The following is a 20,029-nucleotide window of genomic DNA, read 5'->3' as shown; positions in this document are numbered from 1 at the left end:
TCTGGCATGCCGGCCCCGGTGATACGGGACCGGCGGCCGCGTCGGTGTCAGCCGATCAGGCGGTGAGCTCGGCGGCGGTCTTGCCGACCTGGCTCTCGTCCACGGCCTTCATGATGCCGTGCTCCATGAGCAGGTCTTCCAGCTCGTCCATGGTGATCGGGGTCGGGATGATGCCGTTGCCCTTGTTCGCATGCACCTTGGTCGCCAGGTTCCGGTAGTGCTGGGCCTGGGCGCTGTCGGGCGCATACTCCACCACGGTCATGCGGCGCAGCTCGGCGTGCTGCACGATGTTGTCGCGCGGCACGAAGTAGATCAGCTCGGTGCCGAGCTTCTTCGCCAGCGATTCCGCCAGCTCCAGCTCCTTGTCGGTCTGGCGCTCGTTGCACACCAGCCCGCCCAGGCGCACGCCGCCGGAGTTCGCATACTTCAGAATGCCCTTGGAGATGTTGTTGGCCGCATACATGGCCATCATCTCGCCGGACATGACGATGTAGATTTCCTGGGCCTTGTTCTCGCGGATGGGCATGGCGAAGCCGCCGCACACCACGTCGCCCAGCACGTCGTAGGACACGTAGTCGATGTCCTCGTAGGCGCCGTTCTCCTCCAGGAAGTTGATGGAGGTGATCACGCCGCGGCCGGCGCAGCCCACGCCCGGCTCCGGACCGCCGGACTCAACGCACTTGATGTCCTCGAAGCCGATCTTCATCACGTCTTCGAGCTCGAGGTCTTCCACCGAGCCGGCGTTGGCCGCCAGCGACAGGATGGTGTCCTGGGCCTTGGCGTGCAGGATCAGGCGGGTGGAGTCCGCCTTCGGGTCGCAACCCACGATGAGGATCTTGTGACCCATCTGCGCGAGCGCAGCCAGGGTGTTCTGGGAGGTGGTGGACTTGCCGATACCACCCTTGCCGTAAAACGCGATCTGTCGCAGAGAAGACATCTTGCTCTCCTGATGAACTTCAGCCGGTGTCGGCAAAACGCCTGAGGCGGTTGTGCCGGTCGGGCGGCGCGTCCCCGTTGCCCGGACGTGCCTGTGCCAGTGGCGCTTCGGAGACCGTGCGAGGCCACCGAAGTGGCGCCGCAACGTCTGCAACCCGTTGCCCGCCATAAGAGATAGCAACGACCGTGCCAGCTCGGATCGCAGTCAAAAACTATTCAAATGTAGAGGGATAGACGCCAAGCCCGGCGCAAGGCGCCTGTGTTGAGAACCCGACATCCGCGAAAGCCGCACGACACGGGTCGGGCCTCTGTTGGAAACGAAACACCTTCCACCACTGGCCCCTCCCCTCTCCTGCGGAGACAGGGAGCGGCGGCGCGAACCGCCCTTGGCATGCCACATGGTGGGGTGATCGCCATGCCGCGCAATGGGCCGACGATCAGCGGCGATCGCCGCTTCGGACCAAGCCGGAAGGTCGTGAGAGGCAGGACAACGCGGCCAGAGCCCGCTAAGGCAAGGGCGCGCGGCGCTCCTGGAAGGCAAGAAATGGCAGAGACCGGAGTAGGCTGAGACCCGCAGGAGGCACCGGCGGGCTGCGACGAGGGGCTCCGCAGGTGCGCCGTCAGAACGGCGTGCGGCCGGCATCAGAGCCGGCCGCCAAAACCTCAACCGAACATGCGTTCGGCCTTCTTCAGGGCATCGATGAGCGCATCGACTTCCTGACGGGTGTTGTAGAGACCGAACGACGCCCGGCAAGTGGCGGTGACGCCGAAGCGGTCAAGCAGCGGCATGGCGCAATGTGTCCCGGCCCGCACGGCGATGCCATCCATGTCGATCAACGTTGCCACGTCATGGGCGTGCGCCCCCTTCATCTCAAACGAGATGATGGCGCCCTTTTCCTTGGCGGTGCCAATGACGCGGATGGAATTCATCTCCCGCAGGCGCTCCATGGCGTAAGCCAGAAGATCCTGCTCGTGGGCGCGGATCCGCTCCTTGCCGATGGAGTTGATGTAATCCAGCGCGGCCCCGAGCCCTGCCGCCTCGACGATGGCGGGCGTCCCGGCCTCGAAACGATGAGGCGGATCGCCATAGGTCACTGTATCAAGGCGCACCTCGCGGATCATCTCGCCGCCACCGTTGAACGGCGGCATACCCTCGAGAATGTCGTATTTGCCGTAGAGCGCACCGATCCCCGTGGGCCCGTAGAGCTTGTGGCCGGTGATGACATAGAAGTCGCAGTCGATATCCTGCACATCCACGTCCAGATGCACCGCCCCCTGTGAGCCATCCACCAGAACGGGGATGCCGCGAGCGTGGGCGATGCGCGTCACCTCCTTCACCGGGACCGTGGTGCCGAGCACGTTCGACATCTGGGTGATGGCGACGAGCTTGGTGCGCTCCGTCAGCAGCGCCTCGAACTCGTCCAGGAGAAAGTTGCCGTCCTCGTCCACCGGCGCCCATTTGAGCACCGCGCCCTTGCTCTCGCGCAGGAAATGCCAGGGCACGATATTGGCATGGTGCTCCATGATCGACAGGACGATCTCATCGCCCTCGCCGATATGGGTGCGCCCGAAGGTGGCCGCCACCAGGTTCACCGCCTCAGTGGCATTGCGGGTGAAGACGATTTCCTCATTGCGCCGGGCATTGAGGAAGCGAGCCACCCGTTCGCGCCCCCCCTCGTAAGCCTCAGTGGAGGCGTTCGCGAGGTAATGCAGGCCACGGTGCACATTGGCATATTCGTGGGTGCACACGTGACGCATGCGATCCAGAACCGCCAGCGGCTTCTGGGCCGAAGCACCGTTGTCGAGATAGACGAGGGGCTTGCCGTTCACCTCGATGCCGAGGATTGGGAAATCCTCGCGCACTCGCATGACGTCATAGCCGCCGTTGGTCACAGCGGGATGCATGAATCTCACTTCCGCTCGATGAGCCAGGTTCGGGTCGCGTCGCTCAGAGCCGCGCGGACCCCTTCATGAGCGATACCATCAATCACCTCGCCAACGAAAGCCTGGATCAGGAGCGCCTCCGCCTCTTTCTCGGGAATGCCGCGCGCCATGAGATAGAACTTCACCTGCTGATCGAGCGATCCGGTGGTGCAGCCATGGCCGCATTGCACGTCGTCAGCGAAGATCTCCAATTCCGGCTTGTTGTCGGATTCCGCCGTGTCGGAGAGGAGCAGCGCGCGGCTCATCATGCGTGCGTCGGTCTTCTGCGCGCCAGGGCGCACCGAAATCCGGCCCTGGAAGATATCCTGCGCCGCGCCATCCACCACAGCCCGGAACTGCTCGCGGCTCTGGCAATGGGGCGCGATGTGCTCCATGGCCAGCAGCGTGTCGCTGTGCTGCTTGCCCGCCAGCAGACTGACGCCGCCGATGCGGGCTTCGGTGCCCGCGCCATCCAGTTGCACCAGCATCTGGTTGCGCACCGTCGCCCCGCCGATGGTGAAATTGGTGTTCGCGAAGGTCGCGGACGCCCCAACCTGTGCCAAGAGCGTGGCGATGTGCAGCGCCTCACCGCCCTCAAGGGTCAGCTTCAGCCGATCCAGCTGCGCGCCGTCTCCCACCACAGCTTCCAGGGTGGTGTTGATCTGGTAGGCGACGCCAGACGGCCCCTCGTGGCTTTCCACCAGGCTCAGGCGCGCGCCCTCACCCAGCACCACCAGGGAGCGCGTGAACATGGCCACCGCCGCCGGCTCGGTGGCGACGAACACCAGGTGCAGGGGGCGAGTGACCAGAGCGCCGGGCGCCACCGAGATGACGAGGCCATCACCCATGAAAGCGGTGTTGAGCGCCAATGCGGCATCGGTGCTCGGCACCGTCTGGCCCAGATGCGTCGCCACCAGAGGATCCCCGACGGCCAGCGCGCTGGCCAGCGAGGTAATCGTGAGGCCGCTCTCAAGCCCCGCCAGATCAGAGATATCCGGCGCGAACGCGCCGTTCACCACATAGAGCCGCCGCAGATCCATGCCCGCCAGCATGGGACAGGCCGCAGCCGCCCCAGCGACCTGCTCAGGGGTCGGCAGCGGCGCCAGAGGCGGCGCGTCCCGCAGCAGCGTGCGCAGATCCGTATATTTCCAGCTTTCCACGCGGCGATGGGGCAGCCCCGTGGCCGCGAAGGCCTCGAAGGCATCGACCCGACGCGCGGCAACCGCCGCATCGCCCGGAAGGCGGGACTTGAGGGTTGCGAAAGCGTCGGCCAGGGCCAACTCCGCGGCGGTCTTCATGAGGCGGATTTCGGCTGCCATGGTCGTCACGCCGCTTCGTTCTGATACTGTGCGTAGCCGGTGGCTTCCAGCTCCAGCGCCAGCTCCTTGCCACCGGTATGAACGATCCGCCCCGCAGCGAACACGTGGACCACATCGGGCACGATATAATCGAGCAGGCGCTGATAGTGGGTGATCACCAGGAACGAACGGTCCGGCGAGCGCATGGCGTTCACGCCGTTGGAGACCACCTTCAAGGCGTCGATGTCGAGCCCGGAGTCCGCCTCGTCCAGGATGCTGAGGAACGGTTCCAGCAGCATCATCTGCAGGGTTTCGTTGCGCTTCTTCTCGCCACCGGAAAAGCCGACATTCACCGGACGCTTCAGCATGTCGGTATCGATGCCGAGCTGTTTGCCCAGCTCCCGCACCTTGCGCACCAGCTCGGGCGACGTCAGCTCCGGCTCGCCGCGCTGCTTGCGCTGGCTGTTCGCCGCCGTGTGCAGGAATGCCATGTTCGACACGCCCGGGATCTCCAGCGGATACTGAAAGCACAGGAACATGCCCTGCGCGGCCCGCTCGTCCGGCGACAGGGAAAGAAGATCCACGCCGCGGAACAGCACCTCGCCGGAGGTCACCTCATAGCCTGGCTTACCGGACAGCACATAGGACAGGGTCGACTTGCCGGCGCCGTTGGGCCCCATGATGGCATGCACCTCACCCGGATTGATGGTGAGATTCATGCCATTGATGATCTTCCGTCCGCCGGTGATCTCGGCATGAAGATCGCGGATTTCCAGCAAGGGGGCCATGACACGGATCCTCTGGTTCAAGATGTCGACGACGGGTTCAGCCGACGCTGCCTTCAAGACTGATGGAGATGAGCTTCTGAGCCTCGACGGCGAATTCCATGGGCAGCTGCTGCAACACATCGCGCACGAAGCCGTTCACGACCAGCGCCACCGCGTCTTCCTGCGACAGACCGCGCTGCATGCAATAGAACAGCATGTCCTCGGAGATCTTGGAGGTGGTCGCCTCGTGCTCGAACTGGGCGGAGGGGTTCTTCGCCTCGATATAGGGCACCGTGTGCGCGCCGCAGGTTTCGCCGATGAGCAGCGAGTCGCAATTGGTGAAGTTGCGGGCGCCGGTGGCCTTGCGGTGGGCCGAGACCAGTCCGCGATAGGTGTTGTTGGATCGCCCGGCGGAAATGCCCTTGGAGATGATACGGCTGGTGGTGTTCTTGCCCAGATGGATCATCTTGGTGCCCGAATCCACCTGCTGGCGGCCATTGGAGATGGCGATGGAATAGAACTCGCCCGACGAGCCTTCCCCGCGTAGCACGCAGCTCGGATATTTCCAGGTGATGGCCGATCCGGTTTCCACCTGGGTCCAGGAAATCTTGGAATTCCTGCCGCGGCAATCCCCGCGCTTGGTCACGAAATTATAGATGCCGCCACGCCCCTCGGCATCGCCCGGATACCAGTTCTGGACAGTAGAATACTTGATCTCTGCATCGTCCAGGACCACCAGTTCCACCACGGCGGCGTGCAGCTGGTTTTCGTCGCGCATGGGCGCCGTGCAGCCTTCAAGATAGGACACGTAAGCGCCCTTGTCGGCGATGATCAACGTGCGTTCGAACTGGCCGGTGTTCTTCTCATTGATGCGGAAATAGGTCGACAGCTCCATCGGGCAGCGCACCCCCGGCGGGATGTAGACGAAGGAGCCATCGGAGAACACAGCGGAGTTCAGAGTGGCATAATAATTGTCGGTGGTGGGCACCACCGTGCCGAGATACTGACGGACCAGGTCAGGGTGTTCGCGAAGCGCCTCCGAGATGGGCATGAAGATCACGCCGGCGGCCTTCAGCTCCTCCTTGAAGGTGGTGGCCACCGAGACACTGTCGAACACCGCGTCCACCGCGATCTTCGGCCGCTCACCCTCGGGAATCTCGACGCCGGCGAGGACCTCCTGCTCCCGCAGGGGGATACCGAGCTTCTCGTAGGTCTTCAGAATCTCGGGGTCGACCTCGTCGAGGGATTTCGGCGCCTTAAACTTTTTCGGTGCCGCGTAATAATAGAGATCCTGAAAGTCGATTTGAGGAAAATCAACGCGCGCCCAGGTCGGCTCCGCCATATTCAGCCAACGGCGGTAGGCATCCAACCGCCACTCTAGCATCCATTCAGGCTCATCCTTGCGCGCCGAAATGAATCGGATGACCTCCTCGGACAAACCCTTGGGGGCCTTTTCCGATTCGATATTGGTTTCAAAGCCGTATTTATACTGGTCGACGTCGATGGAACGAACCTGTTCGACTGTGTCCTGTACGGCCGCCATTTTGTCCTCCGTTCAACTTTTCAGTCTCACGCGCACCCAGCCTGGCGCACCGTCTTGGCATCCGGACGCGCCCGTCAGTGGCGCCGTCCGCTCGAAACAGCCGCCTCCAACGGAAGCAGCCACGATCCTGAAAGTTCCCCGCGCCCACCTTGGGCCGAGCACCCCGCTCAGCCCCCAGGCCACCGGCCTCAGGGGATGAGCGCTTGACCGGAAAGGGAGAGCCGCCGACGGATGCGAAGCACCGCGCCGGCCACTCTGCCGCAAGGGGATGAGCGAGGGCCACCGGGCCGAACACCCCTTCGCGCAGATCCCGTCCGGCAGAACGTCAGGCTGGCACGCAGGTATTCTCCACCGGACACACCGCGGCGCACTGCGGGGAGTCGAAGCTGCCCTCGCATTCGGTGCACTTCTTGGGGTCGATGATATAGGTGTCGTTCTTCATGCGGATGGCGGCGTTCGGGCATTCAAACTCGCACGCGCCACACACGGTGCATTGAGAGGTAATGATCTTGTAGGCCATGGGCTAGCTCCGCATTGTGCAGATGATGGCAGGCAAGATCTCCTTTCAAGCCGCGTGCCAGATCATAACATATTGATCTGGAATTATTATTTTTCAGACTGTCGGGACTTGTCGCTGTCGCGGCCCCGACATGCTGTCGCAAGTGCGACAGCCCGTCAGAAGCGCTTGATCTCGATGTCGTGCTTCTTCAGCGCGTAGCCGATCTGGCGGGGCGTGAGGCCCAGCAGGCGCGCGGCCTTCGCCTGCACCCAGCCGGCCCTCTCCATGGCATCCACCAGCCGCTCCCGCTCCGACATGTCGTCGAACTCGGGGGACGCGGTGCGTACCAGCGGCGAGGACGCCGGGGCGGGCCCGGCCAGAGCGCCCGGCAGCGCCGGGACAGGAACCGTGACCGACGCCGGCGGCACGCCGAAGGCGCCGTGCGGGGCGGTATTGGAATTGGCCGGCTCGGACGCCGCGGCCCCCGCGCCATGCGCAGCGGCCACCACCGGCAGAGGAATGTCCACCGGCCGCCGCGTGGCGATATCGGTGGGATTGCGCCACAGCAGTGCCGACAGGCATTCGTTGTGACGACAGGCGAAGTCGTCGCTGTGGATGGCGCTGCCCTGGGCCAGGGTGGCGGTGCGCTGCACGCAGTTTTCCAGCTCGCGCACGTTGCCGGGGAAGCCGCAGTGCATCAGCACGTCAATGGCGTCGCGGCCGAACAGCAGGTCGCGCCCGTTGTCGCGGTTGAAGCGGTCCAGGAACTCATTGGCGAGCAGCGGGATGTCGCCGCGGCGGTCGCGCAGGGAGGGCACCAGCACCGGGATCACCGAGATCCGATAGTAGAGATCGGCACGGAACTCATTGCGCGCCACGGCCTCTTCCAAATTCCGATTGGTCGCGGCCACCACCCGCACGTTCACCTTAATGGTGTGCGTGCCGCCGACCCGCTCGAACTCCTGCTCCTGCAGCACCCGCAGCAGCTTGGCCTGGAAGGCGGGGGAGATCTCGCCGATCTCGTCGAGGAACAAGGTGCCCTTGTCGGCGAGCTCGAACCGGCCCTTGCGCGCGCCCACGGCACCCGTGAAGGCGCCCTTCTCATGGCCGAACAGTTCCGATTCCAGAACGGATTCCGGCAGAGCCGCGCAATTGAGCTTGATGAACGGCCCCTTGGCGCGGCCGGACAATTCATGGATGGCTTTGGCGATCAGCTCCTTGCCGGTGCCGGATTCCCCACGCAGCAGAACCGGGGAATGGGACTTGGCGACGATGGTGATCTTGTCCAGCAGCGCGCGAATCTCGGGGCTGTCGCCGACGATGCCGTCCACATAGACCTTCTTGCGCTCGCGCATGGGCTTGAGCTCGGACAATTCCTTCTGAAGGCGGCCACTCTCCGCCATCAGCCGCTCGCGATCGCGCGACACCACACGATGAAGCTGCACGGTCTGGCCGATCAGGTTGGCCACCATGGTGAGGAAGCGCACATCGGAATCAAGCCGGAACACCGAGCGCCCGTCCCACACCCGATCGATGGTGAGCGTGCCGATGACCCGGGAGGCCACACGGATGGGAACGCCGATGAACGACACCCGCGTGTCGTCCGTCGCACCAAGGGCGGTGACGTCCGCCGGGCTGAACGCGGGATGCGAGGAGACGTTCTCGGCGATCAGCGGCACTGCGGTGGCGATCACCTGGCCGATGGCCTTCTCCGGCAGCCGCGCGCGATAGCGCTCGTCCGTTCCCTCGTTCCACCCGGCGCCGACCGTAATGTCGGGAATGCCATCGTCCTCCAGCAGCGAAATGACGCCGTGTCGCATCTGCATGAAAGAGGAGAGAAGATTGACGACGCTCGACAGAGTGGTTTCCAGGCGGGTCGGAGCCGTCAGGATCTTCGAGATCTCATAGATCCCGGTAAGGGCCACATCGCTCAACGAGACGAGCGGCACATGCGCCTGCGCGGCATCCCGCTCCACCGAAACCACATCTTCAAAGGGCATGGTGCTTTCTCCGTCACCCCGACCGTTCCCCCTCACCCATTTTGTCTGTTTAGCGACATTTTGATTTAGTTTGGTTCTTATGTCGTGCACAACCTGAAGGCAAAACTGCCCAATAAATATGCGTAGACATATAACAGTCTGGCGTCATGCGAGAATTCGATCCGAGATATTTCCTTATCTTTTTCGTCGCATCACCGTTCTGACGGGTTCGGCCGGGCTGCGCGACCGAGACTCGGAAGAATTCGAAAGCCAGAGGGGACGGATCCGACATTTCATGTCGCGCACATGTTGCGAACCGCTCGCGATTTCTGCTGGAAACCACGGTTCAACTTCTCTGATCCCGACCGTTTCAGTATTCGTATACAAACAAAGAAGTCGTCACGGCCTGAAGCCACGGACCTCAGATGAACAGGGCCAGGCGCGCGGCCGCGGCGGCCGCCCCCTCCCCCCGCAGAAACTCCGGAACCTCAGCGGAAGGCATGGGCCGCCGGAACAGGAAGCCCTGCGCATATTCGCAGCCGCGGTCGCGCAGGAAGCGGGCCTGCCCCGCGGTTTCGACCCCTTCGGCCACCACCCGCATGCCGAGATTGCGCCCGAGCTCGATCACCGCGCACACGATCGCCGTATCAAAGGCGTCCTGCTCGATGTCTTTTACGAAGCCGCGGTCGATCTTGATGGTGTCGATGGGCAGTTGCTTGAGGTGGATCAGGCCAGCATAGCCGGTACCGAAATCGTCGAGCGCCACCCGCACCCCGGCGCGGTAGAGTTCGTCGAGCGTGGGCGCGAGGTGGTCGGAATTGCGACCGAGAAAGACGGTCTCGGTGATCTCCACATCAAACCGGTCCGCCTCCACGCCGGCGGCATGAAACTGCCGCAGAAGCCGGCTGGCGAGGTCCCGGTAGGTGAACTCCGCCGGTGACAGATTGATGGCGATGCGACCGCAGTCGTAGCCCGCCTCGATCCAGCCCCGCACGTCGCTGGTGACCTTGCGCACCATGCGCTCACCGATCAGAACCGACAGCTCCCGGTCCATCAGCGCCATCTCAAACGCGGCAGGGGCCAGCACCGTGTGGGCCGAGCGGCGCCAGCGCACCAGGGCCTCGAAGCCCGCCAGGCGACCGGTCGTCAGCGATACCTTGGGCTGGTAATAGGGCACGATCTGGTCATCGGCCAGCGCCCCCATCATCTCCCGCAGGAGCGTGAGCCGCTCGGACACCACCTGGCGCATGGCCGGCGCATAGATCATGACCCGGTTCCGCCCCTGCTGCTTGGCGGCATAAAGGGCGAGGTCCGCGTCCTTCATCAATTCGCTGTAGCTGCAATCATGCTCGGGACACGACGCCACCCCGACGCTGGCCTTGGTGGAGAGCTGGCGCCCCTGGTGGGGCACCGGCCGCCGCAGGTCGGAAACGATACGCTGCGCCAGCCGCCGGCCGACATCCAGCGCATCTGGCGCCACCAGCAGCACGACGAATTCATCGCCGCCCAGCCGTGCCACCACACCGCGCTCACCCACCAGGGCGCGCAGGCGCAGGGCGGTTTCCGACAACACCACATCGCCGGCATCGTGACCGAGGGAATCGTTCACGTCCTTCAGGCTATCGAGGTCGATCAGCATCAGGCACACCCCCTGCCCCGCCGGCCGGGTGGCGAGCGCCGCCTCCAGCCGCGCGTGGAAGGCCGGCCGGTTGGGAAGGCCCGTCAGCGCATCATGGGTGGCGGCATGGCGCACCTGCAGCTCGATGGCATTGCGCTCGGTGACGTCGATCACCGCCGAAACCAGGCCCGGGGCCCCCTCCATCTCGATCCGCGCGGCGGCCAGCAACACTTTCCGCGCGCTGCCGTCGGACAGGCGGATGCTGGTCTCGAAATCGGTCACGTAGCCGTCCTCATCCAGCCGCGCCATCAGTTGGCTGCGATCGCCGGGCTGCACGTAAAGGTCGAGGATGCGCACCGAGGGGACCAGATCGGCGGACGTGCCGTAATAGCGGCGCGCCGCCTCGTTGAACTTCAGCACCTCCCCGCCGTCGCGCGTGGTCACCACCAGCGGCAGCGGCACGGCATGGAAGGTCTTCTCCAGGAGGTTTTCGCTCTCGCGCAGCCGCTCGTTGGTGCGGCGCTGGGCCGCCACCGCCGCCCACTGCAGACGATCGCGCCGATTGGCCCGCGACAGCACGATGATCAGGGCGGCATTCAGCGTCGCAACGGCCACCGTAAGCCCGATGGAGACCCGCCAGGGCTCGGCGAAATCGATATAGCCGATCAGCAGCATCACGCTCACGCCCACGCCGCTGCCGACGGACAGCCAGAAGGCGGCCGGCACGGTGAGATAGAGGATCGTCGGCAGCAGCACCACCACGAACAAGGCGAGCTCGCTGCGGGTCGCCACCAGCACCGCCACGCCCGCGCCGGTCACCCATTGCCAGAGCACCGAGACCGCATCGAGCTGCCGGGCGGTGCGGACAGCATCCACCGCCACCAGGCAGATCAAGGCGATGAAAATCACGGCGAAGCGCGCCGAGAGGGCCACCACGAAATGCGCGGTGCCCTCGAACCGCCAGTCGCTCAGGAGAAAAAGGGCATTCAGCACCGCCGACAGGGCGAACATGATCCGCACATGTCGCTTCAGCTCATTCAGGCGATCGGCGCGAAACGCCGCCTCCCGCTCGGGATCGGCAAACTCCCCCCCAAGTGCGGTCAGGCGCAGGTCATCAGCAGTCTCCGACTGCGCCATCGCTCTCGTCCCCCCAAGAACCTCGACTGAACAGCAAAAGTGTAATCGTCACATAAAGATGTTGCCAGCGCGCCAGCGGCAAGCCCGGCATTTTTTCCGCCCCCAGGTTGTGCGCATCCCCGCTCCAGACGCATCCCGCAAAGAGATGATGCGGCCTGCCGCTCGCCTCGGCGCGACGCGCAGGCTATATGCGCTTTGAGCCACCGGGCGACCGGCGGCCTGTCCCGTGGCCCACACTCCGGAGCCGGCCGATGCTCGGCGCGCAGCGCATTCTCCTCATCATCGGCGGTGGCATCGCCGCCTATAAGTGTCTCGACCTGATCCGCCGGCTCAAGGAGCGCGGCGCCACCGTTCGGGTGATCCTCACCGCCGCCGCCCAGCAGTTCGTCACGCCGCTGGCCGTGGGCGCGCTCTCGGGCGAGCGGGTGTTCTGCGACCTGTTCGATCTCACCGCTGAGCACGACATCGGCCACATCCGCCTGTCCCGTGAAGCCGACCTGGTGGTGGTGGCCCCGGCCACCGCCGACCTGATGGCGAAGATGGCCCAGGGGCATGCGGATGACCTCGCCAGCACCGCTCTGCTGGCCACCGACAAGCCGGTGCTCATCGCCCCGGCCATGAATCCGCGCATGTGGGCCCATCCGGCCACCCGGCGCAATCTGGCGCAGTTGCAGGCCGACGGCATCGCCGTGGTGGGCCCCAACGCCGGCGCCATGGCCGAGCGCGGCGAGTTCGGCGAAGGGCGCATGGCCGAGCCGCAGGAGATTCTCGATGCCGTCATCGCCCGGCTCGACGCCACGCGCGCCGCGCCGATGCCCACCGTCCTGGCGGGGCGCCGGGTGCTGGTCACCTCCGGCCCCACCCACGAGCCCATCGACCCGGTGCGCTACATCGCCAACCGCTCATCCGGCAAGCAGGGGCACGCCATCGCTGCGGCCGCAGCCGCAGCCGGCGCCGAGGTGGTTCTGGTGAGCGGACCGGCCGAGGCGCCGGATCCGGCCGGGGTTGAGGTCATTCATGTGGAGAGCGCCCGCGACATGCTGGCGGCCGTGGAGAACAGCCTGCCGGCGGATGTCGCGATATTCGCCGCAGCCGTGGCCGACTGGCGGGTGGCCGACGCCGCCAGCCAGAAGATCAAGAAGGGCCCGGCCGGCGCGCCCACCCTGACGTTGGTGGAGAATCCGGACATCCTCGCCACCATCTCCCGCCACCCCACGGCCCGCCCCCGGCTGGTGGTGGGCTTCGCCGCCGAGACCCAGACGGTGCTGGAGAACGCCCAGGCCAAGCGCGCCCGGAAAGGCTGCGACTGGATCGTCGCCAATGACGTTTCCCCAGAGACCGGCATCATGGGCGGCGACAGCAACACCATTCATCTGGTCACCGCCACAGGGGTCGAGGACTGGCCTTCGGCCTCAAAGGTCGAGGTGGCCCATCGCCTGGTGGCGCGCATCGCCACCGCGCTCGAAGGAGAATAGATATGACTTCCCCTACACCGCGCGTGCGCGTGCAACGCCTGGACGGCGCCGACGACCTGCCGCTGCCCGCCTATGCGAGCCCCGGCGCCGCCGGGCTCGACCTGTGCTGCGCCGTGCCCGCCGACGCGCCGCTGACCCTGGCCCCGGGCGCCTTCGTGGCCGTGCCCACCGGGCTCGCCCTGGCGCTGCCGCCCGGCTTCGAGGGCCAGGTGCGACCGCGCTCGGGGCTGGCGCTGAAACACGGCATCACCGTGCTGAACGCGCCCGGGACGGTGGACAGCGACTATCGCGGCGAGGTGAAGGTGATCCTCATCAACCACGGCCCGGCTCCGGTGACCTTCACCCGCGGCATGCGCATCGCACAACTGGTGGTGAGCCCCGCGCCGCAAATAATGCTGGAAGAATCCGGGGATTTGGGAGAAACTGCACGCGGCGCCGGTGGTTTTGGTTCAACGGGACTATCCGGCATGTGAGGTTGGATTAGTTACAGTCAAATGCCGCGTTTATCCGACAAGAGCCTTCTCGCCATCGCCGCCGTGGTGGATGTCGCCGTCCATGCGCGCGGCACCCCGGTTGCCGCCAAGGCCCTTGCGGCGCGCCACGGCCTGCCGCCCCGGCGGCTGGAACCGGTGCTGCAGGCGCTGGTGCATGCCGGCGTGCTGAAGGGCGTGCGCGGCCCCCGTGGGGGCTATGAGCTCGCCCGCGAGCGGCGCCGCATCTCGGTGGCTGAGATTGTCCGCGTGGTGGAAGGGGCGGAGGAAGAGAAGGACATCGTTCTGCCTCCGCTGGTCAGCGACGTCGTGCAACCGGCTGTGGCGGCGGCGGAGGCGACCTTCGACACCGCCCTCGACGCGGTCTCGCTGGAAGACCTGTGCCAGGCAGCCGATGGCAGCGGCCATGGCTTCGCCCCGGAACGCATTGATTTTGCCATTTGACGACCCGCGGCGCGGGTCCGACATCGTCTGAATTCAAGGAGCTCACCATGGCCGATTCCGCAGCCAAGGTCATTCCCGCCAAACTGCCCCGCCCGGGCCGTGGCTTCGTCTACGATTCCATCACCGACACCATCGGCAACACCCCGCTGGTGCGCCTCAAGCGGCTGCCGCAGCTGCGCGGGGCCAAGGCGGAGATTCTCGCCAAGCTCGAGTTCTTCAATCCCATCAACAGCGTCAAGGACCGCATCGGCGTGGCCATGGTGGATGCCATGGAGCAGGCCGGCGTGCTCGACGCCGACACCGTGCTGGTGGAGCCCACCTCCGGCAACACCGGCATCGCCCTTGCCTTCGTGGCGGCGGCGCGCGGCTACCGCCTGATTCTGGTGATGCCGGAGAGCATGTCCATCGAGCGCCGCAAGATGCTGGCACTGCTGGGCGCCGAGCTGGTGCTGACCCCCGCCAACCTCGGCATGAAGGGCGCCGTGGCCAAGGCCGAGCAGCTCATCCAGGAACTGCCGAAGGCGGTCATGCCGCAGCAGTTCAAGAACAAGGCCAATCCGGAGGCCCACCGCCGCACCACCGCGGAGGAGATCTGGAACGACACCGACGGCAAGGTGGACGCGGTGGTGTCCGGCGTCGGCACCGGTGGCACCATCACCGGCATCGGCCAGGTGCTCAAGGCCTACAAGCCCGCCATCCGCATGGTGGCGGTGGAGCCCGAGGATTCCCCGGTGCTGTCGGGCGGCGCCCCCGGCCCCCACAAGATCCAAGGCATCGGCGCCGGCTTCGTGCCCGAGGTGCTGGACCGTGCCGTCATCGACGAAGTGGTGACGGTGGGCAACCAGACGGCCTTCGACACCGCGCGCGCGCTCGCCCGCTATGAGGGCATCCCCGGTGGCATTTCCTCCGGCGCCGCCATCGCTGCCGCCCTCGAGATCGCGGTGCGGGACGATATGGCCGGCAAGACCATCGTTGCCATCGTCCCCTCCTTCGCCGAGCGCTATCTGTCCACGGCCCTGTTCGAGGGGCTCTGAGTCCCGCCGCAACAGTGGCCCGATCATCCTCAGGGACGGCGCGCACCGCACGCCGTCCCTTTTGCATGTCTCAGCCGAGGTAGACAGGGGCTGGGGCGAGGTCGCACGATGGATATGGCCGAGAGGACTGGCCCGACGGACCACCGACCTCTGATGTCCACGCCTGACCGCCGCACATGAGGTCCGCGCCGAAGCCGGCGCCTCGACCTCAGTTCCCTGGCTCCCCGTCCGCACTGACCGTCCCCGCGTCCCGCGCCAGCCGCATCAAGGCCGCGTGCCGGGCCACGTCGTAGTGGATGCTGCCCTGCAGGCGCGCCCGCCGCGCCTGGCGAAGCGCCCGCAGCAGATCCAGCGGCGCCGGATAAAGAACCCGCAGCGCCGCCGTGCCGCGCTCGACCTGGGCCTTGCCGTCTTCCGCTCGAAAGGCGCGAATGCGCGTCCGGTGAATTTTCGCCTCGCTCGCCCTCATGCTCCATCCTCCGAGAGGCAAACACTGTGCCCAAGGCCGGAACAAGGGGGATAAGTTCCTAGATCGATGGAGCACCATCGGCGGGCGAAAAATCACGCATATCATTACAAAATAATATTTTTTATTCATCTCACTTAGGCGATGCGCAGCCGGAGCATCCCCGTGCCCTTGCAGCGCCGCATGATGGGTGTAGGAAAAGATACCTACTATTCGAGGTTGCCATGCCTGAGTTTGAAGTTGTATCTGCGCACCTCCAACCCGCCCCCGGCCGCACCACCGGTGCCCGTGCGCAGGGCCGAACCGCCGATGGCGCCCGGATCGCCATCGCCCTGGTGGCGGCCAGCAGCGGCATCGCGACGGACGCCTTGCTCAATCTGAAGCGTTCCTCGGCACCGGTGGCGGCCGCCCGTCAGCTGGCCATGTATGTCGCCCATGTGGGCCTCGGCCTGTCCCAAGCCGATGTCGCCCGCGTGTTCCAGCGCGACCGCACCACCGTCGCCCATGCCTGCCGCCGCATCGAGGACCTGCGCGATGGCACCAGCTTCGACCGTCGGGTCAGCCTGCTGGAAGCCTGCGCCCGCTGGGCCGTGGAGGATTGAGGCATGCCTGCCGGTCAGAACGCCCCACACCCCGGCGCCACCGCCTCCTGCGAGGGCACCCCCGCGTCGCGGACCACCCGGCCCCGACGCCGCAAAGGATCGCCGGCATCCGCCAGCGCCGCGCCGCCAGCACCGTCTCTGAATCTGGCGGAAAGCCCGCTCACCTGGCTGGCCCGGCGCAACGGCAAGGACGGGCGGCCGCTGGTGGACGAGGCCCAGCTCGCCGCCGGCGAGCGCCTGCGCGCCGACTTCACCCGCGCCCAGCTCACGCCCCGCGTCACCAGCAACTGGTCGGCGCTCATCACCAGCGGCCGGAGCCCCGAGGCCTTCACCGACATGGTCCTGGCGGCGCGCCAGCGGCTGCGCCACGCGCTGGCGGCCGTGGGGCCCGAGCTGTCTGGTGTGCTGCTGGACGTCTGCTGTTTCCTCAAGGGGCTGGAGGCGGTGGAGGGGGAACGCCGCTGGCCGCCACGCACCGCCAAGGTGGTGCTGGGACTGGCCCTTCAGCGCCTCGCCGCCCACTACGGCCTCGCCACCACCGCCCGGGGCCGGGCCCGTGGCACCATCCGCGCCTGGAGCGCCGACGACGACCCTCCCGCCTGACCCTCTTGGTATCGGCGCCTCGTCCGCATGCCCGCGGCGCAGGCCTCCCGCGCGGCCGGCGCCGGCCGCGCATGGCGGAAAAGGCTTCCTTTCGCCCGAATTCGCACTAAGACAGCGGTCATAATGTTGCGTTGCCCGGGGTCGGTGCGCACGAAGGTGTCGGCCCCGCACCCGCGCATGAGAAGGCGAAGAGGAACATGCCCCAATACCGCTCCCGCACCTCCACCCACGGCCGCAACATGGCCGGCGCCCGCGGCCTGTGGCGCGCCACAGGCATGAAGGACGGAGATTTCGGCAAGCCCATCATCGCGGTGGTGAATTCCTTCACCCAGTTCGTGCCGGGACACGTGCACCTGAAGGATCTCGGCCAGCTGGTGGCACGCGAGATCGAGAAGGCGGGCGGCGTCGCCAAGGAATTCAACACCATCGCGGTGGATGACGGCATCGCCATGGGCCATGACGGCATGCTCTATTCGCTGCCATCCCGGGAGATCATCGCCGACAGCGTCGAGTATATGGTGAACGCCCATTGCGCTGACGCCATGGTGTGCATCTCCAATTGCGACAAGATCACCCCCGGCATGCTGATGGCGGCGCTGCGCCTCAACATTCCCGCGGTGTTCGTTTCCGGCGGCCCCATGGAGGCCGGCAAGGTGCTGCTCTCCACCGGGCCGAAGAAGGTGGACCTCATCGACGCCATGATCGCGGCGGCCGACGACAAGGTCACCGATGCCGACGTGCAGGTGATGGAGCGCTCCGCCTGCCCCACCTGCGGCTCGTGCTCCGGCATGTTCACGGCCAATTCCATGAACTGCCTCACCGAGGCGCTGGGCCTGTCGCTGCCCGGCAACGGCTCCATCCTCGCCACCCATGCGGACCGCAAGCGGCTGTTCGTGGAGGCCGGGCACCTCATCGTCGATCTCGCCCGCCGCTATTACGAGCAGGACGATGCGCGCGTGCTGCCGCGCGCCATCGCCACCTTCCAGGCGTTCGAGAACGCCATGACGCTGGACATCTCCATGGGCGGCTCCACCAACACGGTGCTGCACCTTCTGGCCGCCGCCAACGAAGGCGAAGTGCCCTTCACCATGGCCGACATCGACCGCCTTTCCCGCAAGGTGCCCGTGCTGTGCAAGGTGGCCCCCGCCGTGGCCGACATCCATATGGAAGACGTGCACCGGGCCGGTGGCATCATGGCCATTCTCGGCGAGCTCGACCGGGCCGGCCTCATCCATAGTGATCAGGTCACCGTCCATGCGCCGACACTGAGGGACGCCCTGGACCGCTGGGACGTGAAGCGCACCACGGCGGAGAGCGTCACCACCTTCTATCGCGCCGCCCCCGGCGGCGTCCCCACCCAGGTGGCCTTCAGCCAGGCCAGCCGCTGGGACACCCTGGACACCGACCGGGAAAAAGGCGTGATCCGCGATCTCGCCCACGCCTATTCCAAGGATGGCGGCCTTGCGGTGCTGTTCGGCAACATCGCCCTCGATGGCTGCATCGTGAAGACGGCGGGCGTCGATGCCTCCATCCTCACCTTCAAGGGCCCGGCCCGCATCTTCGAGAGCCAGGACGCGGCGGTGGAAGCCATTCTTTCCACCGGGCGCATCCAGCCCGGCGATGTGGTGCTGATCCGCTATGAAGGTCCGCGCGGCGGCCCCGGCATGCAGGAGATGCTGTATCCGACCTCCTACCTGAAGTCGAAGGGCCTCGGAAAGGCGTGCGCCCTGATCACCGACGGGCGCTTCTCCGGCGGCTCGTCGGGCCTGTCCATCGGCCACGTCTCGCCGGAAGCGGCGGAAGGCGGCGCCATCGGCCTCGTGGAAGAAGGCGACATCATCGAGATCGACATCCCGAACCGCATCATGCGCGTGGCGGTGAGCGACGAGGTGCTCGCCACCCGCCGCGCCGCCATGGAGGCGAAAGGCGATCTGGCCTTCAAGCCGGAGAACCGCAAGCGCGTGGTGTCGCAGGCCCTTCAGGCCTATGCGGCGCTCACCACTTCCGCCGCCCGCGGCGCCGTGCGCGACGTGCGCGGCCTCAAGCGCTGACGCTCCGGTCCGGGCCGGCCATGGGGCCGGTCCGGCCGTTATTCCTGGTCGCTTGCCCTGCGTCCTCTATCGGCAGGTGAGCCTGCCATCCTCATTGGCAATGTCACGGCCGCCCGTGCACCAGCTGGGCGCGGTGGTCGCCTCCACCCAGCGGCCCCTGCGATCCTGACAGCTGGCCTTCAGCCAGCCCGCCACCATGCGAATGTCCCGACAGCTCGCCATGTAGGACCCCGGCGGCGCGCGCTCACCGAAGCCGCCGTCAGCAGCGCCGGCCTTGCAGGTCAGGCGGCCATCCTCATTGGCGATGTCATTGCCCGGCGCGCACCAGCTCGGCGCGGTGGTGGCTTCCACCCAGCGGCCGCTGCGGTCCTGGCAGCTGGCCTTCAGCCAGCCCGCCACCACGCGCACGTCACGACAGCTGTTGAGATAGCTGCCCGGCGGCACGGACTGTGCCCGGGCCGGCATCCCGATCATCAGCGCGGCAAGGGCGAGCCCGCCGCCCGCCACTATCAGCTCCCTCACTCCCATGCCCGGTCCCTCATGCGGTCGGCCCATCGGATATGGAAAAGGGGGCGTACGCGCACACCCCCTTTTCGACTTTGGGTCAGCGGCAGACCAGCCGGCCGTTGATGTTGGCGATATCGCCGCGGGCCGAGCAGGTCCTCAGGTTGAGCTGATTGGGCCGCCAATTGCCGCGCGTGTCCCGGCAGGCCGCGCCGAGCCAGCCGTCGATGACGACGGCATTGCGGCAGCTCTGCAGATAGGAACCGGGCGGCAGCGGCCCACGGGGCGGCCCCGGCGGAGGACCGGGCGGCGGCCCCGCCCGACGCTCGCACCACAAGCGACCGTTCACGTTGGAAATGTCGCCACGGCAGGAGGGGAAATTGTCCAGACGGCTGGTGGTGAACACGCCGCGCTGGCGGGTTTCACACAGGGCCACCAGATTCCACCCGCGCACCTGAATATCGCGACAGGTGCGCATGTAGCTGCCGGGCGGCAGCGGCTGCGCATCCGCCGGCAGCGGTGCCACGGCCACACCTATCAACACGGCGAGCGCGCTCGCCCACATCGACCACCATTTCATGAAAACCCCCGTCCGAGCATTCGGATCTGGTCTGCACAACGCGCGGCCCTGGACACGGATGCCGCCTTCCCCGCATCGA

Annotated in this window: 18 protein-coding genes; 7 read left to right on the top strand and 11 right to left on the bottom strand. The window is 66.3% G+C overall.

The features are described 5' to 3' along the window. Window positions 1-55: 55 nt before the first annotated feature. From nifH to ACU4E7_RS09650, 8 genes are all read right to left on the bottom strand, one after another. Window positions 56-937, bottom strand: a complete 882-nt coding sequence (gene nifH / locus ACU4E7_RS09685) for a nitrogenase iron protein (RefSeq protein WP_447020721.1) — start codon at window positions 935-937, stop codon at window positions 56-58. Window positions 938-1,599: 662 nt separating this feature from the next. Further along, entirely contained in the window at window positions 1,600-2,841 is a 1,242-nt protein-coding gene (locus ACU4E7_RS09680; protein WP_447021382.1) for a cysteine desulfurase, read from the bottom strand. A 5-nt stretch (window positions 2,842-2,846) separates the two neighbouring features. Beyond that, the gene (gene sufD / locus ACU4E7_RS09675) at window positions 2,847-4,178 is read right to left on the bottom strand and encodes a Fe-S cluster assembly protein SufD (protein ID WP_447021614.1); all 1,332 of its coding nucleotides are present in this window, start codon (window positions 4,176-4,178) and stop codon (window positions 2,847-2,849) included. A 5-nt stretch (window positions 4,179-4,183) separates the two neighbouring features. After that, window positions 4,184-4,945 carry a Fe-S cluster assembly ATPase SufC gene (gene sufC, locus ACU4E7_RS09670; RefSeq protein WP_238123601.1) on the bottom strand — a complete coding sequence of 254 codons (762 nt, stop codon included), beginning with the start codon at window positions 4,943-4,945 and terminating at the stop codon, window positions 4,184-4,186. 37 nt (window positions 4,946-4,982) lie between these two features. Next, entirely contained in the window at window positions 4,983-6,467 is a 1,485-nt protein-coding gene (gene sufB / locus ACU4E7_RS09665) for a Fe-S cluster assembly protein SufB (RefSeq protein WP_238123602.1), read from the bottom strand. Between the two features lie 325 nt (window positions 6,468-6,792). Then, window positions 6,793-6,987, bottom strand: coding sequence for a 4Fe-4S dicluster domain-containing protein (locus ACU4E7_RS09660; RefSeq protein WP_238123603.1), 195 nt, complete (start codon window positions 6,985-6,987; stop codon window positions 6,793-6,795). 155 nt (window positions 6,988-7,142) lie between these two features. Continuing rightward, window positions 7,143-8,966, bottom strand: coding sequence for a nif-specific transcriptional activator NifA (gene nifA, locus ACU4E7_RS09655; RefSeq protein WP_447021381.1), 1,824 nt, complete (start codon window positions 8,964-8,966; stop codon window positions 7,143-7,145). A 400-nt stretch (window positions 8,967-9,366) separates the two neighbouring features. Further along, entirely contained in the window at window positions 9,367-11,700 is a 2,334-nt protein-coding gene (locus ACU4E7_RS09650; RefSeq protein WP_238123605.1) for a putative bifunctional diguanylate cyclase/phosphodiesterase, read from the bottom strand. Between the two features lie 251 nt (window positions 11,701-11,951). On the opposite strand from ACU4E7_RS09650, the gene coaBC reads away from it, so the two are divergent. The 4 genes from coaBC to cysK are packed head-to-tail and all read left to right on the top strand — an operon-like array spanning window position 11,952 to window position 15,144. Next, window positions 11,952-13,175, top strand: coding sequence for a bifunctional phosphopantothenoylcysteine decarboxylase/phosphopantothenate--cysteine ligase CoaBC (gene coaBC / locus ACU4E7_RS09645; RefSeq protein WP_447021380.1), 1,224 nt, complete (start codon window positions 11,952-11,954; stop codon window positions 13,173-13,175). Between the two features lie 2 nt (window positions 13,176-13,177). Then, window positions 13,178-13,648 (top strand): dUTP diphosphatase, encoded by a 471-nt coding sequence (gene dut / locus ACU4E7_RS09640; protein ID WP_447021379.1) that lies wholly within the window; start codon window positions 13,178-13,180, stop codon window positions 13,646-13,648. Between the two features lie 21 nt (window positions 13,649-13,669). Further along, window positions 13,670-14,110 (top strand): RrF2 family transcriptional regulator, encoded by a 441-nt coding sequence (locus tag ACU4E7_RS09635; RefSeq protein WP_238123608.1) that lies wholly within the window; start codon window positions 13,670-13,672, stop codon window positions 14,108-14,110. A gap of 47 nt (window positions 14,111-14,157) precedes the next feature. Further along, complete coding sequence (gene cysK / locus ACU4E7_RS09630) at window positions 14,158-15,144, top strand: cysteine synthase A (protein WP_238123609.1); 987 nt, start codon at window positions 14,158-14,160, stop codon at window positions 15,142-15,144. 208 nt (window positions 15,145-15,352) lie between these two features. Here the strand turns inward: cysK and ACU4E7_RS09625 are convergent, their stop codons facing one another. After that, complete coding sequence (locus tag ACU4E7_RS09625; protein ID WP_238123610.1) at window positions 15,353-15,613, bottom strand: hypothetical protein; 261 nt, start codon at window positions 15,611-15,613, stop codon at window positions 15,353-15,355. 221 nt (window positions 15,614-15,834) lie between these two features. Between ACU4E7_RS09625 and ACU4E7_RS09620 the strand changes: the two genes are divergently transcribed. From ACU4E7_RS09620 to ilvD, 3 genes are all read left to right on the top strand, one after another. Next, entirely contained in the window at window positions 15,835-16,212 is a 378-nt protein-coding gene (locus ACU4E7_RS09620) for a helix-turn-helix domain-containing protein (protein ID WP_238123611.1), read from the top strand. Between the two features lie 3 nt (window positions 16,213-16,215). Beyond that, a complete protein-coding gene (locus ACU4E7_RS09615) occupies window positions 16,216-16,815 on the top strand; it encodes a DUF6456 domain-containing protein (RefSeq protein WP_238123612.1) in 600 nt (199 codons plus the stop codon). A gap of 197 nt (window positions 16,816-17,012) precedes the next feature. Further along, a complete protein-coding gene (gene ilvD, locus ACU4E7_RS09610; protein WP_447021378.1) occupies window positions 17,013-18,866 on the top strand; it encodes a dihydroxy-acid dehydratase in 1,854 nt (617 codons plus the stop codon). A gap of 66 nt (window positions 18,867-18,932) precedes the next feature. Here ilvD and ACU4E7_RS09605 read toward each other — a convergent pair whose 3' ends face one another. Together ACU4E7_RS09605 and ACU4E7_RS09600 are read right to left on the bottom strand one after the other, a co-directional pair. Then, window positions 18,933-19,394: a CVNH domain-containing protein gene (locus ACU4E7_RS09605; protein WP_447021377.1), complete on the bottom strand. Its 462-nt coding sequence runs from the start codon at window positions 19,392-19,394 to the stop codon at window positions 18,933-18,935. Between the two features lie 76 nt (window positions 19,395-19,470). Further along, complete coding sequence (locus ACU4E7_RS09600) at window positions 19,471-19,950, bottom strand: CVNH domain-containing protein (RefSeq protein ID WP_447021376.1); 480 nt, start codon at window positions 19,948-19,950, stop codon at window positions 19,471-19,473. Between the last annotated feature and the right edge of the window lie 79 nt (window positions 19,951-20,029).

The organism is Xanthobacter sp. ZOL 2024, from assembly GCF_052932325.1.
Note: the sequence above shows the minus strand (reverse complement) of the source record. Positions and strands in the feature narration are given on the sequence as shown.

Excerpts from the sequence above, each read along its gene's own strand:
- ACU4E7_RS09625 (WP_238123610.1), bottom strand. The coding sequence starts at position 15,613 with ATGAGGGCGAGCGAGGCGAAAATTCACCGGACGCGCATTCGCGCCTTT.
- coaBC (WP_447021380.1), top strand. The coding sequence starts at position 11,952 with ATGCTCGGCGCGCAGCGCATTCTCCTCATCATCGGCGGTGGCATCGCC.
- ilvD (WP_447021378.1), top strand. The coding sequence starts at position 17,013 with ATGCCCCAATACCGCTCCCGCACCTCCACCCACGGCCGCAACATGGCC.
- sufB (WP_238123602.1), bottom strand. The coding sequence starts at position 6,467 with ATGGCGGCCGTACAGGACACAGTCGAACAGGTTCGTTCCATCGACGTC.
- ACU4E7_RS09600 (WP_447021376.1), bottom strand. The coding sequence starts at position 19,950 with ATGAAATGGTGGTCGATGTGGGCGAGCGCGCTCGCCGTGTTGATAGGT.
- ACU4E7_RS09620 (WP_238123611.1), top strand. The coding sequence starts at position 15,835 with ATGCCTGAGTTTGAAGTTGTATCTGCGCACCTCCAACCCGCCCCCGGC.
- ACU4E7_RS09650 (WP_238123605.1), bottom strand. The coding sequence starts at position 11,700 with ATGGCGCAGTCGGAGACTGCTGATGACCTGCGCCTGACCGCACTTGGG.
- nifH (WP_447020721.1), bottom strand. The coding sequence starts at position 937 with ATGTCTTCTCTGCGACAGATCGCGTTTTACGGCAAGGGTGGTATCGGC.
- dut (WP_447021379.1), top strand. The coding sequence starts at position 13,178 with ATGACTTCCCCTACACCGCGCGTGCGCGTGCAACGCCTGGACGGCGCC.
- sufD (WP_447021614.1), bottom strand. The coding sequence starts at position 4,178 with ATGGCAGCCGAAATCCGCCTCATGAAGACCGCCGCGGAGTTGGCCCTG.
- ACU4E7_RS09635 (WP_238123608.1), top strand. The coding sequence starts at position 13,670 with ATGCCGCGTTTATCCGACAAGAGCCTTCTCGCCATCGCCGCCGTGGTG.
- sufC (WP_238123601.1), bottom strand. The coding sequence starts at position 4,945 with ATGGCCCCCTTGCTGGAAATCCGCGATCTTCATGCCGAGATCACCGGC.
- cysK (WP_238123609.1), top strand. The coding sequence starts at position 14,158 with ATGGCCGATTCCGCAGCCAAGGTCATTCCCGCCAAACTGCCCCGCCCG.
- ACU4E7_RS09615 (WP_238123612.1), top strand. The coding sequence starts at position 16,216 with ATGCCTGCCGGTCAGAACGCCCCACACCCCGGCGCCACCGCCTCCTGC.
- ACU4E7_RS09660 (WP_238123603.1), bottom strand. The coding sequence starts at position 6,987 with ATGGCCTACAAGATCATTACCTCTCAATGCACCGTGTGTGGCGCGTGC.
- ACU4E7_RS09605 (WP_447021377.1), bottom strand. The coding sequence starts at position 19,394 with ATGGGAGTGAGGGAGCTGATAGTGGCGGGCGGCGGGCTCGCCCTTGCC.
- nifA (WP_447021381.1), bottom strand. The coding sequence starts at position 8,966 with ATGCCCTTTGAAGATGTGGTTTCGGTGGAGCGGGATGCCGCGCAGGCG.
- ACU4E7_RS09680 (WP_447021382.1), bottom strand. The coding sequence starts at position 2,841 with ATGCATCCCGCTGTGACCAACGGCGGCTATGACGTCATGCGAGTGCGC.